The organism is Acidobacteriaceae bacterium (assembly GCA_035944135.1).
Classification (GTDB): Bacteria; Acidobacteriota; Terriglobia; order Terriglobales; family Acidobacteriaceae; genus Granulicella.
Window position 1 is genome coordinate 82145 of sequence record DASZBM010000004.1, and the last position, 15660, is coordinate 97804.

Consider the following 15660-nt stretch of genomic DNA (forward strand, 5'->3'; position numbering starts at 1 on the left):
CTCCTTACAAAAGCAAGAGGAGGAAGGCCGTGGCCTTCCTCCTCTCAGTGTAGAAGATTCGGTTATTGGTTAGAACTCGAACGCCACGGTTCCGCGGGCATAGAACGGGCCCTGGAAGGAGGTCGGACGGTTGTAATCGAGGTTGAGCGGCGGAGCAGAGCCGATGACACCCGGATTGCTCAGCTGGGTGTACTGGTCGCGGCCGGTCTCGAACTGGCTGTTGGTCACGTTGAACATGTCCATCGCCAACTTCAGGTTGTACTTCTCACCCCAGTGGCTGCCCAGCGGCACCGGGTAGGAGAGGTGCATATCGAGCTGCGCGGCAGAGGGGGTACGACCCGCAGCGCCACGGCCACCGATAGGAACCTCACCGGCATTCTCGTAGATCGGGTGGTCGCCGAGGTAGCTCAGCGGAACACCCGACTGGCCACGGAGACCAGCACCAGCCTGCAGGCCTTTGAGCATGTGAACGAGCGGCGTATCGGAACCGACGCTGTAGCTGAGGAAGAGGCTGCCCACAGCGCGGCGGTCCGTGCTCAGGTCGCCGTTCTGGAACTGGGCGCCGAGCAGGCCGAGCTTGCCGGGAGTGAAGTCAAACAGCGAGCTGATACCGGGGTCCGACTGTCCGTTGTCGTTGCGGTACGCGCCCTCATAGTTGCCGTAGAGGTTGCCCCAGCGGAAGTTTACATCGGCCAGCCAGTGGTTGTTGAAGCGCTTGATGAGTTCCAGCTCGAGGGCGTTGTAACGACGAACCGGCTTCACGAAGCCATCGGGAATGCCATCGCCGGGACCGGCGTCAGCTGTCGCGAGGTTGAGGAAGCAGGCGCCTCCAACCGGATTGTTCCGACCGTCGACGAAGAAGCCACCGATGCCCGAAGGATAGGTGTCATTGGCATAGGTGCAGCCCGCAACCGGAGCCTTGTAGTTCGAGGCTGTAAGGCCCCCGGTGGAGGCAAGCGCCGCGCCATTGGCAGCGTTGAATTGCGCCGGCGTGTAGGTGACCTCCTGCTCGTTCACGGCGATATCCGTGCTCGGGCCTGGGTTGGTGATGCCACCGTTGTAGTTCGGCACGATGGTTGCGCCTTCAGGAGACTGCGAGCCGATGTCCTCGATGATGCGGCCGAGGCGGCGATCGGTGTAGCGGGCCTTCAGTACGACGGAGCTGCTGATGTTCGTCTCGAAGCCGGCAACGTACTCGTCCTCATACTCCTGCTTGGTGCCGGGGATGATGCCCTCGCCCGTTGACGAAGCGAAGCTCGGTTTGCCGAAGTTGTGGACGCCGTTCGAGTCGGTGTAGGCAGGCAGACCATTGAGTGTGTGTGCGGAGTCCGTGAGAACGCTGATCGTTCCATCCGAATTCACGACCGGAACGAAGGCATAGCCGGTGTCATCCTGCTCGTTGCCGAGCTGGCGGATAGCGGCGTCGAGCGGCATCGCCCAGAAGTTGCGGCCGTAGTTGAAGAAGAGCTTGGTCTTCTGCTGCCCGGTCGGGTCGATGTTGATACCGAGGCGAGGCGACCAGCTCGGGCCGAACGAATAGTTCAGCAGCGAGCCACCCACGCGCTGATTCTCCCAGCGAAGGCCGAGGTCAAAGGTGACGAAGCGGTTGAGCTCGTAATTATCCTCACCGAACGCCGAGTGATACCGGCCAATCGCGTTGACGAACAGGCCGACGTACGTGCCGCGGCTGATCGACGCGTAAGAGCGCACACCGTTGATGAGGGGGCATTGGCTGCAGGTAGGATCAGCCGGATTGACAAGATTTCCGTTAGCGTCCTTGGTAGTATTCGCAGCCGCAATCGTGAACTGCGCATTGGTGAGCGAGCCCGGTGCCTTTGGTGGGATGCTCGGGAAGATCGTGGTCAGCGTCGTGCCTGCTGCATTCTGTGTCGGAATCGCGAAGAGCGGCCCGGAGCGCGACGGCTCGTCGAGGAAGTCCGTGTGATCGTAGGCGTAGCCAATCGTGAGAGTGTGCTGACCGAGGAGGTGCACGATCTTCGAAGTGTTCGCCGCGATGCTGTAGGTGTTATTGATCGACGGCTCATAGGCGCCGAAGCCGCTGGTCTGAGTGGACCCGCCGCTATAAGTCGGGATGTAGTTCGTAACGCCGTAGGTGTTCAGCTTGGGTGTTTCGCTGAAGTGGTTGTGGTTGTATGCGTAGGAAAGGTCAACCGTCCAGCTGTTGGTCAGCGCGGAATCGAGACGAAGCACTGAATCGCGCGAGCCGAAGTTATAGGAGCTGGTCGCCTGGACGGGGCTGACTGCGGAAAGGGAGTTAGGAACTGCGTTGTGGCGGGAGGGATCGCCGAAGCTCGAACCTTCGATCGTGGTGCGGCTGCCCAGCTTGTAGGTCAGCTTGCCGGCCCAGCTGGCTGCTGTCGTGTTGTAGTCGACGACGCCAAGGGCGAGCGATGCGGCCGGAGCGCCGGGACCCGCGGCGTTGTAGTTCTGCGAGAGCGAAGGATCGAACGCGCCGAAGAAGAAGAGCTTGTCCTTTAAGCCGGGGATGTAACCGCCCAGGGTCGCGGCGAGGTCATAGGCAGGGGACGAGAGCGTCTGGCTGGGGGTCAGCTGCTTATAGCCAAACTGCCAGAACTGGTAACGCGAAGCGTAGAACGCGTTGGGCGCGAAGTAGGCCGCGATCCCGCCGTGATAGGAGTCGCCGCCCGAGGCCGTGACGATCTGGACGATGCCGCCGGTGGCCTTACCGTACTGAGGCTCGAAGGCGGTGGTCTTGACGTCGACTTCCTTGACGAAGGCGAGGTTAATGCCTGTGCCGAGCGCGCCGTGATAGCGGTTGAAGGTGCCGATGCTGCCGAAGGCCTGGTCGGTGATGGTCACGCCGTCAACGACATACAGGTTCTCGAGCGCGGAGGCGCCGCCGATGGAGGGGTTCGCCTGGCCAGGGCCTGCCTGGTTTGGCGTGCCGGCAACCTGTCCGTACTCAACGCCAGGAGCGGCGTAGAAGATCGCGCTCACATTGCGCTGCATCGGGACGCTGTTATAGAAGGTATCGGTCAGGTTCGAGGTGATCGCGGTGTTCTGGGTGTCGATCTGAACCGCTGCGGCGCTGACCTCAACGGTCGTCGACTCGCTGCCGATGTTCATCTTGAGCGTCAGGGTCGAAGCCACCGAGACTGTAACCTCGTTGTGCTTCGCCTCGACGGCGGCGAAACCGGGCTTGGTGACCTTCACGTCGTAATAGCCAGGACGGAGGGTGGTCGCAGTGAAGCGGCCGAGATTGTCCGTCTGGGTTGTCATGGTCCCCTGCGGCCCGGTAATTGCGACGGCTGCGCCCGGAATTGCTGCGCCGGTTGGATCTGTCACCGTGCCATTTAGGCTTCCGGTAACCGCGGATTGGTCTTGTGCAACTGCCGCGACCGGCAAAAGCATCGTTAGAACCAGGAGAATGCTTCTGATAACTGTTCGCACTGAACACCCCTCAATGAACCCAGATATGCGCTTTAAGGAGCACATTCTCGAGTTCGTCGGGCAGTCGGTGTTGCAAGTCTGATGCCATCCTCGTGATTATTGATAGCATTGGACTTACACCTTTCGAGGGACGGATTATGCTCCTCTGTTTGGTATCGCACATACCAAAATCGGGATATTCCAACTCCGAAGCAGGACTTTGGGCGGTTATCGCGCCGATTTAGCCGGGTTTAATATCCGGAAGGACATGCGAACAGCCGGATCAGCGAACTGGGCACCGGATACGATTGCCGCCGTGGCTACTCCTCCGGGGCGCGGGGGCATTGGCATCGTCCGACTCTCGGGTCCGAAGGCGTGGCAGATCGCCGGGCACCTTGTTCGGCTAAGGCGTGAGCTGGAGGCTGGCCGGACTGGGCTCGCTCAAGTTCGGGATCCGGGCGCGCCCGGAGGCGATGCGACTGGCACTGCGATTGATGAGGCTGTCGTCACTCCTTTTGCGGCACCTCACTCGTACACAGGCGAGGATGTCGTTGAAATTGCGGCACATGGGTCACCAGTGGTACTCGATACGCTGCTTCGCGGAGCGCTGAGCTCCGGAGCGCGACTGGCGAGGCCCGGTGAGTTTACCGAGCGCGCGTTCCTCAATGGGCGGCTCGACCTGACCCAGGCGGAAGCCGTCCACGACCTGATCGCGGCGCAGACGCTGGAGCAGGCCCGGATGGCGGCGCAGCAGCTCGGAGGGGCGCTCTCGCGCCGCGTAGCTCCTATTAAGGAGCGGCTGGTAACGTTGATCGCGCTGCTTGAGGCTGGAATGGATTTTGCCGCGGGCGAGCTGGATGACGTGGATGTGGTTTCGCCGGGGCAGATCCGTTCCACGCTGACTGCTATCCGCGAGCCGCTACAACGACTTGCGCAGAGCTATGCACAGGGACATCGGCTGCGCGAGGGCGCCTCGCTGGCCCTGGTGGGGCGGCCGAACGTGGGCAAGAGCTCGTTGTTCAACCGGCTGCTGGAAAGGGAGCGCGCGATCGTAACGCCGCTGCCGGGGACTACCCGGGATACGGTGGAAGAGGTGACCGCCGTCGGAGGCGTGCCTCTACGCCTGATTGATACGGCAGGGCTGCGGCTGGCCGGCGAATCTCCGGCGGATGAGGCAGAGGCGCTGGGAATTGAGCGCTCACGCGAGGCGCTGGCGGACGCGGACCTCGTGGTGGTGGTCCTCGACGCAACAGCGACGCTCCATGATCAGGAGGCGGAGCTGCTTCAGTCGCTTGATGGGCGGCCGCATCTGGTGGTCAGGAACAAAGCGGATCTGGTCGTGGGTGGGGCGGCTGGTGGTCGCGGGACCCTGACGTCGGCCGTAACCGGGCAAGGTGTGGAAGAGCTTCGGTCGGGGATTCTCTCGCTGCTGCAGGCGGGAGGCGAGGCCGTTGGGGGCGGTGTGCTGAACTCATTGCGCCAGCAGGAAGCCGTGGGTGCCGCGCTGGAATCGTTGGGCGCGGCAGAGAGGGCCAATGAAACTGGCGTGCCGCACGAGTTTCTGCTGGCGGATCTGCACGGGGCGCTGCGGGCGCTCGACAGCCTCACGGGTCAGACGACGTCGGACGACATACTGAACCGGATCTTCTCCACCTTCTGCATTGGCAAGTGATACTGGTCCAATGAGGTCGTGTGATGAGCGCAGATGAAAGCTGGCGGCGTCAGTGAGGTGATGTGACATTTCTGATCTGAGGCGCGCGGCACATTGCGCGGCCGGCCATCGCCTGCTGCTGCAACCGTTGGAAATGCAGATTCTGCGGATTGCGCTGGCGCAGGTTCGACAAGATATCAAGACTCTTCGCATAGAAGAGGTCAGCCGTTCGGCATTGCTGTGCGCGCTCTGCTCCTCGAGAGTTGGCGAGTTGCGCGTGAGCAGAAGCCATCCCGGCGTATGTCTCAGCGATTCCGAACGCGATATCCGGTGTCTGGCCAGATCTCTGCGCGACGGCCTGGTCTTCGGACAACGCAGTCGAGAAGCTGGTAAGTGCAGGCGGGATCGAGTGCATTGCCACCAGCGTTTCGCCAATCTGGGTATCGATTGAGGCGAGGTCTGTCGCGACGAGTGCGTTCAAGGGATCGGAGCGCGCGAGGCGGACGGACCGCTGGCGCGCCTGGCGGAGAAGTCTGAGCGCGTCATTCGAGCGGCCTTTGCGTTGCAACAGCGTTGCGAGCAGCACGTCATCTTCGCTTTGGAACGTCTGCAGAGTGGCATCCTGTGGGTTGTCCTTTACAGCCTGGTTCAAGATGTCCGATGTCCGCTGAGCCGCGGCAATGGCTGAATTGAGGTCGCCCTTTTGCTCGTAGGCCTGGCTCATGCCGTTGTAGTCAGCGCCGAGATGGATGCGCAGCATGGCAGCGTCCTTTGGGGCCGGGTTCTGCGCTTCGTTGCGAATTGACGCGGCCTGTTTGTAGTGCGCGAGTGCCTCATCCACCGCTCCGACATTCATCAGGAAGCCTGCCAATGCATAGTGAGTGCCCGCGAGCCTGTCCAGCGTGCGTGCGCTGTGGTCATGCGCGGCTGCAGCTTCGTTGATGGCGAGTGCCTTGCGGATGCTGTCGAGAGCTGCGGCAAAATCTCCGTTTGCTTCGAGCGCCCAGGCCATCCGGTAATAGAGCGCTCCGAGAAGCTTTTGCGCCGTCTGGTCCTGTGGGTTCGCGTTCGCAACGGAGAGGCGGATGGGCAGAGCCTTGTTGTAGCTGGCAATCGCGCCCGAGAGATCGCCGAGATTGGCGTAGGGCGCGAGTCCCTGAACATCACCCAACTTCTCGTAAGCGGTGGCCAGCTCCTGCTGCAGACTGGGATCACCTTTCGCCTCACGCGAGAGGCTGTCAAGGTATTGCAACGCGTGATCGACGAGCACCTTGCGGACAGGAGTCGCGCCCGGCAAGTCCTTGATCGAATCGTGCACATCGAACATCATCGCGTTCGCCAACTGGCGAACATCGTTGAAACGCCGTTCCGCCTTGGCGCGTTCTTCTCTGGCGATCCGCGCCTGATGCAACGTCGCCATGATCCCGCCGACAAGAGTCAGGATCACAACCACCACGGACACGCAGGCAAACTTGTAGCGCTTTACAAACTTGCCTGCCCGATATCCAAGAGTGTCGCGATGCGCCAGGACCGGAGCGTTCTGCAGATGGAGCTGGATGTCCTGCGAGAACTGCCCGACCGATGCATAGCGACGTTGCGGCTCCTTTCGCAGAGCCATGAGAACGATGTTGTCGAGATCACCGGCGAGGCGGCGGCGAAGTTTTTCCGGCCGCTCATCTCTTGCTGCACTCGCCGATTCAAGCGGAGACGAAACCAGGCCAGCTTCGGCTGTACGAGCTTCTTTTCGGAGAACAGCCATGCTCGGCCGCGTGGGCTCAATGTTGCAGACGATCTCTGAAGCGGCTGTCGCAGAGCGCCCTGACAGCTGGTATGGCCGATGTCCCGTGAGCAGGATGTAGAGCACAATCCCAAGCGAGTAGACATCGCTCGATGTGGTCACGGGATCGCCGCGAATCTGTTCCGGACTGGCGAACTCCGGGGTCATCATTCGCAACAGACTCACTGTGCGGTCGGATTCGCTCGTAGACAGATCAGGGCTCAGGAGCCGCGCAATTCCGAAGTCGAGCAGCTTCGGTGTGCCATCGGAGGTCACGAGAATATTGGCGGGCTTGATGTCGCGATGGATCACCAGATTCTGGTGCGCATACTCCACTGCTGAGCAAACGGTGAGAAATAACCTGAGCCGTCTGTCAATCGACAACCGGTGTACATCGCAGTATTCGTCGATGGGCAGCCCTTCGACGAGCTCCATGACGAAGTAGGGGAAGCCCTCCTTCGTCTGTCCGCCATCGAAGAGGCGGGCTATGTTTGGGTGATCGAGACTCGCGAGAATCTGGCGCTCTGCACGAAAGCGGGCGAGCGCATAGCTGGACTCGAACCCTTCTTTGAGCAGCTTGATAGCGACCTGCTTCTCGTATTGCTGATCAGCGCGGGCGGCGCGGAAGACGACGCCCATTCCACCCGAACCGATCTGCTCGACGATGCGATAGTCGCCGATCCGCTGGCCGATGTATGAGTCCGCGTCGCCGACAATCTCATCGGCATACCTGCGCGCATAGCTGTCGGCGGCCGACCCCTGAAGGAATCGTCCGGCGTCATCAAACGGCATCACCAATGAGTCAATGTATGACCGGAGCTCCGGTTCTCGGCACATTCGATCAAGAAAGCGCTTGCGTTCCTCCGGTGGAAGCTCCAGAGAGGCATCGACAAGTTCGCTCACTCGAATCCACGCTGGAGTAGACATCGCAATTCACGCAATGGGCCGGTTTGTCAGCTCGTGATAAAGCCAAGCCCGTGCACCGGTCCACTGGCGCTGAACGGTGGCCGGGGAGATGCCGAGAATCTGTGCGCTTTCTTCGTTGGAGAGACCGCCGAAATATCGGAGCTCGACGATGCGGCTTCGCTGCGGATCAATGCTGGCGAGATGGTCGAGCGCTTCATCGAGCGCTACGAGGTCGACATCCTGCTGCGGCGAGGCCACGTTATGCTCATCCACCGAGACACGAATCATTCCCGCACCCCGCTTTGAAGTCGAACGAGAACGCGCATGGTCGACGAGGATGCGCCTCATCATCTTGGCTGCAATGGAAAAGAAATGAGTCCGGTCGTTCCACGCCACGTTTTGATTTACCAGCCGGAGAAATGCCTCATGCACAATGGCCGTGCTCTGCAGGGTATGTCCCGGACGTTCCTGCCGCATGTAGCGCCGCGCCAACTGACGCAGCTCCTCATAGACGATCGGCGTGAGCGCCTCGAGCGCTGATTCCTCGCCGTGACTCCACGCCACCAGAAGCCGGGTTATCTCATGTTCCTGATTTGGCTGCATAGCATCGTTCCTTCCTGCTTTCTGAAGGAGACTGCTGCTTGTCCTCACGAACAATTCCGTTCGTGCACCGATTCAGTCGTGACAACACCGATGGGGAAACTGCTGTCTCATTCTCTATCAAAATCGGACAACAGCTGACCAAATTTCGCTTCGTTCCGCGCGTTTCCATACATAGGGTTGCTCCGATCGGCGATCTGGATCTTCGTGATCAGAGGGGAGAGTTCGTCATGCTGCACACATTTTTCAAAACAAGGATTCTTCGCGAGTCGTTTGTTGCCCTGATGCTGGCTTCTTCTGTTTGCGTGTCAGGTCAGAGCGCAACAGCGAAGGCTGGCTCTGTGCTTTCCGACGTTCAAGCCCGGGCACTGATGCAAGCACTGGCGGCGCAACAGAACGGTGGTCCGGCACTTACGGCTCAGCAGAATCAATTTCTGCTGCAATATCTGTTGGCCAAGAACGGGTCATCATCGACGGCGGGTTCGATGGTTAGCGCTGCGCAGACGCAGATGATGGTCCAGTCTCTAAGCACGCAGGCGCACGGTGTCACCGGAAACGGATTGATGAATGGTGCGCAGACACGCGGTCAGGCTTCGCCGCTATCCGTCGCGAACGCTGTTGCACCGGCAACTGCGGCACCGGCAGCGCCTGGCGAAAAGAAAGCTGGAATCGTGCGCATCGGCATCGCGATGCCAAAGGCGCAGTTCGGACAGGCCCAAGGACCATCGGCCGGTGAGCCGCTGCGCGTCATGCTCATGCAATACCTCACAGGGCCGTCGGTTGAGTCCACGCCGATAGCGGCTCTCCTGCCTGATCAGATCGCGGCCGAGGCGAGGGCCAAACAGTGCGACTACATCGTCTACAGCACACTCAGCCAGAAGAAGCCATCCGGAGGCCTGGGCTTTCTTAAGAGCAGCTCGATGCTCAATGTAATTCCGGGGGTGGGACTCGCCAGCAGTATGGGTAAGGTCATGGGCGCGACGTCCGCAGCGACGGCTGCATCGCAGGCTGCCAGTCTCTCCAGCAGCGTAAAGGCCAAGACGGATGTTGTGCTGGAGTACCACATGAATGCGATGGGCAACGACTCGCCGCTTCTAGCCAACACGTTTGATACCAAGGCGACTGCCGATGGAGAGGATGTCATCACACCAATGGTCGAGAAAGCGGCAACGGCGATCATGTCGCAAGTCAGCCAAAACAAATAGGACTATGGGCCATGTCTGCCGGGAGCGAATGATAGGCGCGCAAAGAAGACACAAAAGAGTGATTGGAAAAATCACAGTCAACAGGGCGATACTAGTAGACAGAACCTTTGCCCTACGTCCACCCGGTAACCCGATTATCGATTCTGCTGAGCGCCTGCTGAGCAATTCGAGTGCTGTCCCCGAGGCCAGCAGTTGGAGATGGAATGCCCCGCTCTTTGTCGGCCGCCACGTTGTCAATCGTTGCGGCCATTGCTTTTTTCAGTGCATCAGTTCCCGTCGCGCAAGCTCTATCCGTGCCGGCCAGCAAGCCCGCAGCTCCTGCGTCCCCGATAGCGCCGATCACCGGCGTCGTCGCTGACTCGACCGGCGCAATCGTTCCGGGTGCCGAGGTCGACCTGCTCGACCCAAACGGCGCTGTGGCTGTGTCCTCTCATTCAGACGGCGAGGGCGACTTCCGTGTTTCGGCTCCAAAGGCCGGACCGTACACGCTGGTTATCACGGCGCCGGGCTTTGATGCGGTGCGGAAAATGGTGATGGTGGCGCCGGCGATGCCTACAGCCAGGATCAGCCCGCCTGCGTCTATAACGCCCGGTTTGCACATCATATTGCCGCTTGCGAGCGTAGCGACGAATGTCCAGGTGAACGCGGACACTGGCGCCGATCTCACCGCTGGAGACGCCAACAACGACACCTCGGTGATGACCGCCAACGATATCAAGGCGCTGCCGATCTTTGACAACGACTATGCGACGGCTATGAGCGCGTTCCTTGACTCAGGCTCTGCCGGCACGAGCGGCTCCGGCCTTCTGGTCGACGGCGTCGAAGCCGGTCGCGTGCCGGTCTCAGCCTCCGCCGTGCAGGAGATCCGCATCAACGAGGATCCCTATTCGGCGCAGTACTACTGGCCGGGCCGCGGACAGATGGAGATCATCACGAAGTCCGCCGCTGATCATTACCATGGCCAGCTGAATTTCTACTTCCGCGACTCGGCCATGAACGCCACGGAGGCGCTGGCCGCGACGAAACCCTTCGAACAGCGCCGCATCTACGAAGGCTCTGTGTCGGGGCCAATCCCGCACGCGTCGGCGAGTGGCTTCCTCGCATCGTTCACACGCGCGGAGGAAGACGTCGACTCGATTGTCCATGCGTTCGGCGCAAGCTCTCCCGGCAATCCCACCGGCATCATCAACCAAAATGTAACTTCACCGACACGCGACACCGAGTTCAGCCTGCGAGCCAGCCACCAGTTCGGCGACAAGCATTCCGTGTACGCCCAGTACGCCTATAAGGACTGGACCGGTGCGAACCAGGGCGTGGGCGCGCAGACGCTGGGAGATGCCGGCTATAACGCCGAGTATCGCGAGGACGATGTCATCCTGCATGCCGACTCAATCCTTTCGGCGTCAGTGCTGAATCAGGGGTCGTTCGTTCTCGAGCGCAACTGGTCGCGTAATCAGGATGCGTATGAGCGTCCGCGTGTGAACGTGAACGGCGATTTTACCAATGGATCGGCACAGAGCGACGCCTTCAACAACGAATACAACGGCCGCTTGAGCGATATGGTCACGTGGACGCGCGGTAGGAATCTCCTCAAGTTCGGCATTGGCGTACCGAACTTCAACCGTCGGGTGCTCGAGGACGATACCAACTCCGGTGGAACTTATACCTTTGGTCCCACACTCGATGCGAACGGCAACGTGCTGGCGACCGCGCTCTCCAATTACCAGAACAACCGACCCTCCACCTTCACACAGAACACCGGCGTATCGAGGTTTGTGTATCACCAACAGGAGGCTGGCGCCTTCGTGCAGGACCAGATCAAGTTGACCTCGCGCTTCTCTGTGACGCCAGGCCTTCGCTATGACTGGCAGAACTTTCTTCCTGCCAACCGCACACCGTTTTCGCCGAGGCTGTCATTTGCATACGTAGTTGATCAGAAATCCGAAACGGTTGTGCGTGGCGGCGGTGGCGTTTACTACGATCGCTTCGGCTCAGGACCGCTGGCCGATCTCGCGCGTTACCAGCATGCCCTGCGGCGCTCGATTGTTGTCTCGCTCGATCCGGCGAGCGAACCGCCCACAGGCTGCGTGCCCGTGACCGACTGCGTCGCGCTGACCGATCAACCGCCGAACCTTGTCGAGGTTGCGCGGAACATCACCACGCCATATCAGATCCAGTACGGTCTTTCCGTCGAACGCAAGGTCGGCCAAAGCGGCGAGATCTCCGTGAGCGGCTACTCGACGCGCGACCTGCACGCGTTTCGTTCGGTGGACATCAACGCACCTACGCCGGAGTCCGGCTATACCGAGCGTCCTGATCCTGTATATGCGCGCATCCGCCAAATCCAGTCCGCCGGATTTATGGATGGCGACGGCCTGGACATTCAATATCACGGCAGATACAACCGCTACTTCTCGGGATTTGCTCGCTATAGCTGGTCACACTATGGGTCTGACACCGAGGGCATCGGATGGTATCCGCAGAACCAGTACGATCCCAACGATGAGTGGGCGGACACGAGCTGGGATCGCAGTAACCGGCTGGGCTTGTACGGGATGTTCAACCAGGACAGCATCCTGAATCTCTCAGTAGGGCTCTTCGCGAACTCGGGTGCACCCTGGACGCCTGTTACTGGCACGGATCCCTACGGCGACGGGCTCTATAACGAACGCCCCGAGGGTGTAGCGCGTGATTCCGAGGTCGGCCCTGACTATGTTGATCTCGACCTCCGCTGGGGTCATGACTTCGCGATCACACCTAAGAAGACGGACGAGTCTCCTCACCTGGGCTTTTCGGCCGCTGCATTCAACGTCCTGAATCACGAGAACGGCTCATCGATCGACACCGTGGAGACCTCGTCCACATTCGGTGAGATCACCGCCGCAAATCCACCGCGCCGTGTCCAGTTAGGCATGCGCTTTGAATTCTGACAGAGACTGAGTTGCGACCGCGGCGGAACTAGGGCTACCTGCGGGAAGATGCCGCAACGCAATCAGCCGTGCACAACTAATGGGAATCCTTGCCGGCGACTGTCTGCGTGGCAAACACCTGAAACTCGCGAATGCGGGCGACGCCGGAGCTGGTCAGGATGTTTAAGCGGAAACGGCTCGCCGTTACAGGCGGGAAAATGTCGATCTTCTTGTGCCCTATTGCCTGGGCTTCGGCAAGCGTTTTCCATTGGCTCTTAACCATGGCTTCGATGCGATAGCGTTGCACCTGCTGGCCTTCGACGAGCCACTCCATCGTGAGCGTGCGGTCGACAGTGACGGGCCGGGGTAGCCGCAGTTCCACCGTGGCTGCGTGCGAGCCTTCGGGCGCGCTCCAAAACGTATCACGATCGTTATCGAAGGCCCGCATCGCATTCGCATCCGCGCCAATCGCGTGTGTTGCGAGGTTCGCCTGGGTGCCATATTTCGCCTGGATGGCGGCGCCGAGTTCGTGCAGGCGTCGCACATCGGCGTCGGGCAGGAGGCCGCGGTTGTCAGGCGAGACGCCGAGCATCCACTGGCCTCCACGGCCGACGGAGTTTTCGTAGCTTTCTATGAGTTCTGGAACGGTTTTCAGCGAGGATTCGTCGTGCGGATGCCAGAACCAGTGCAGCCTGCGCAACGGGGTATCCACTTCGATAGGCCGCCAACGTAGATGTCCGTGGCGATCGATGACATTCCAGTTCTCGTAGTCGATTTTCCCGGACTCATCGCCTCCCCAGCGCGCGTCACCGTACTCGAATAGTCCAGTGTCGGCGAAGACGATGGTGTTGGGCTGGTAGGTGCGTAATGTCTCGATGTATTTGTCGAAGTTGTAGAGGTGGCCAGCGCTGCCGGCGCCATCGAGCCACCATTCCACGAGTTCGCCGTAACGTGTGACCAGCTCGGTCATCTCTGCACAGTAATAGTCATCGTAGGCGGCAGCGTTCTTGTAACGAGGCTCGTGCCGATCCCATGGCGAAAGATAAATTCCGAAGCCGAGACCCGCGCGGCGAGCGGCTCTCGCGACGTCACCGACGACATCGCCTTTACCGTCGCGCCACGGGCTTGCCTTCACGCTGTATGTGGTCTGGTCGGTGGGCCAGAGCGCAAAACCGTCATGGTGCTTCGCAACCATGACCACGTAGCTTGCGCCGGCGTCTTTGATGGCTTCCATCCATTGATCCGGGTTGAACTCAGTTGGGTTGAAGACCCTGGGGTCTGCAGTGCCATCGCCCCACTCGCGATCTAGAAAAGTGTTGGTGCCGAAATGGAGAATGACGCCAAACTCGCGATCCTGCCAGGCACTCTGTTGGGGAGCGGGCTTCACGTCCGCGAAATTTTGCTGTCCAGGAGCCGCTTGAGTCGCGACGGTCAGGAGGGTCAGCATGACGCAACTCGCGAAGAGCCGTGCACTTCGACAGCGACGATTTTCGAGCGGACGTTTCTGGTCGAAAGATTCAGTCTTGGGCATCATGGAGTCCGTCACAATCGCTTGCGGAGAACGCGGAAGAGAAGCCTATAAATCCGCGATGAGGACCCGCACCCCATGACGCTCGAATTCTGCTTTGGCGCCTTCCGGGATGCCGCTGTCGGTAACGAGTACGTTGATCTTCTGAATGCCGCAGATGATCGAGCGGCTGGTCATACCGACCTTGCTGGAGTCGGCGACGACGACTACTTCCCGCGCCTTGCGCACCATCGCACGGGAGACGGCAGCTTCTTCAAGCTCGATCATGGTGGCGCCGTGCTCTATGTCGATGCCGGTTACACCGAGAAGTATGCGGTCGAGGACGAATCCTTCAATGGCTTCGAGCGCTGTGGGCCCAGTGAGCGAGAACGCGCCAGGCCACATCATGCAACCGCCGGTCAGCGTGGTCTGGGGACCTTCGGAGGCGCTGAGTTCAAGGCCGATGTTCACAGCGTTGGTAAGAACGCGTACGGCTTCACGGCCGCGCAGGGCGCGAGCGACCTGTGTGGTCGTTGTGCCGGCGGTCACTCCTATGGTTTCGCCGTCGGCTATCAAAGTGGCGGCCCTGGACGCAATGAGTTGTTTCTCTCGCTGAAACCGCTTCTCACGTTCGGTGAAGGTTGCATCGAAACGGAACGGCTCGTATGTTTGACCGGCGAGCATGGCGCCGCCGCGTGTGCGATGCACGAGGCCTTGCTCCTCCAGCCGTGCAAGGTCTCGGCGAACACTCGTCGATGACGTGCGGAAGTGCTCGGCGAGCTGTTCAACGGATGTCTTGCCTTGATGGAGAAGAAGGTGGAGGATCTCCTTCGCGCGCTTCTCGGTCTTCTGAGCCATGGCGGTATTCTACGAATCCTCATTGAATCGTGTGCGGTTGAAGCGCTAGCCCACGTTACCGGCTAGCTTCATTCTTCGTATCCTGCGATCGTGTTGCAGTAAGAAGCTCGCGTACCTCCTCGGCAAGCACCATGTTTCTGCTGAACTCATCGACACCGGGCTCGCCAAGATTCAGTTTCTTCGCCTGATAACGCATGGGGCTTGGCATCATTCGGCGCATGGATGAGTGAAATTCGGTGGCGCCGGTGCTGGCCATCAGGCGCGAAATCTGTGCAGGACGGACGCCGCCGCCCACCACAATCGTCGTCCGAGTCGCCGCCTGCTGAATCATTGCCTGCAGGCGTTTGCGGCCTGCCCACGCCGTCGAGGCGCCTCCTGACGTAAGTACTCGCTGAACGCCACAAGTGATCACGTCTTCAAGAGCGCGCTCGGGATCGGATGTCATGTCGAGGGCGCGATGAAAGGTCACTTCCATCGGGCGAGCGAGTTCAACGAGGGCACGCGTGCGGTCTTTGTCGACGTGGCCGTCCGGCGTGAGAAGACCGAAGACGACACCGTCCACTCCTTCCTGGCCCATGATGCGGATGTCCTCCTGCATGGCGCGGAACTCGTCGGCTGTGTAGAGAAAGTCCCCGCCGCGCGGGCGAATGATTGTGAACAGAGCGATGGTGCAGGCAGATCGAACGGTACGTACGAGCCCGAGACTGGAGGTCACACCGCCTTCGCGCAGGGCGCTGCAGAGCTCGATGCGCTGCGCACCACCCTGCTCGGCGGCAAGAGCCGATTCGGTTGAGTCGACCGCGATTTCAATGACAGCCATGGTCAGTCCATTCAGA

Annotated in this window: 9 protein-coding genes; 3 read left to right on the top strand and 6 right to left on the bottom strand. The window is 60.4% G+C overall.

Going from position 1 to position 15660, the window contains the following annotated elements; all coding sequences use genetic code 11:
• Positions 1 to 69 precede the first annotated feature (69 nt).
• On the bottom strand, positions 70 to 3477 hold the full coding sequence (locus tag VGU25_10490) for a carboxypeptidase regulatory-like domain-containing protein (protein HEV2577627.1): 3408 nt from the start codon (positions 3475 to 3477) through the stop codon (positions 70 to 72).
• A gap of 202 nt (positions 3478 to 3679) precedes the next feature.
• Here VGU25_10490 and mnmE point away from each other — a divergent pair, with 202 nt between their 5' ends.
• Entirely contained in the window at positions 3680 to 5083 is a 1404-nt protein-coding gene (gene mnmE / locus VGU25_10495; GenBank protein HEV2577628.1) for a tRNA uridine-5-carboxymethylaminomethyl(34) synthesis GTPase MnmE, read from the top strand.
• A gap of 49 nt (positions 5084 to 5132) precedes the next feature.
• Here the strand turns inward: mnmE and VGU25_10500 are convergent, their stop codons facing one another.
• Both VGU25_10500 and VGU25_10505 read right to left on the bottom strand, forming a co-directional pair.
• On the bottom strand, positions 5133 to 7631 hold the full coding sequence (locus tag VGU25_10500) for a serine/threonine-protein kinase (protein HEV2577629.1): 2499 nt from the start codon (positions 7629 to 7631) through the stop codon (positions 5133 to 5135).
• A 141-nt stretch (positions 7632 to 7772) separates the two neighbouring features.
• Complete coding sequence (locus VGU25_10505; protein ID HEV2577630.1) at positions 7773 to 8348, bottom strand: sigma-70 family RNA polymerase sigma factor; 576 nt, start codon at positions 8346 to 8348, stop codon at positions 7773 to 7775.
• A gap of 227 nt (positions 8349 to 8575) precedes the next feature.
• Between VGU25_10505 and VGU25_10510 the strand changes: the two genes are divergently transcribed.
• Both VGU25_10510 and VGU25_10515 read left to right on the top strand, forming a co-directional pair.
• Entirely contained in the window at positions 8576 to 9550 is a 975-nt protein-coding gene (locus VGU25_10510) for a hypothetical protein (GenBank protein HEV2577631.1), read from the top strand.
• Between the two features lie 203 nt (positions 9551 to 9753).
• A complete protein-coding gene (locus VGU25_10515; protein ID HEV2577632.1) occupies positions 9754 to 12480 on the top strand; it encodes a TonB-dependent receptor in 2727 nt (908 codons plus the stop codon).
• Positions 12481 to 12556: 76 nt separating this feature from the next.
• Here VGU25_10515 and VGU25_10520 read toward each other — a convergent pair whose 3' ends face one another.
• The 3 genes from VGU25_10520 to VGU25_10530 all read right to left on the bottom strand — a co-directional run bounded on the left by VGU25_10520 (position 12557) and on the right by VGU25_10530 (position 15644).
• Positions 12557 to 13906: an alpha-L-fucosidase gene (locus tag VGU25_10520; protein HEV2577633.1), complete on the bottom strand. Its 1350-nt coding sequence runs from the start codon at positions 13904 to 13906 to the stop codon at positions 12557 to 12559.
• Positions 13907 to 14035: 129 nt separating this feature from the next.
• Positions 14036 to 14824 carry a DeoR/GlpR family DNA-binding transcription regulator gene (locus VGU25_10525; protein ID HEV2577634.1) on the bottom strand — a complete coding sequence of 263 codons (789 nt, stop codon included), beginning with the start codon at positions 14822 to 14824 and terminating at the stop codon, positions 14036 to 14038.
• A gap of 55 nt (positions 14825 to 14879) precedes the next feature.
• The gene (locus VGU25_10530; GenBank protein HEV2577635.1) at positions 14880 to 15644 is read right to left on the bottom strand and encodes a copper homeostasis protein CutC; all 765 of its coding nucleotides are present in this window, start codon (positions 15642 to 15644) and stop codon (positions 14880 to 14882) included.
• Between the last annotated feature and the right edge of the window lie 16 nt (positions 15645 to 15660).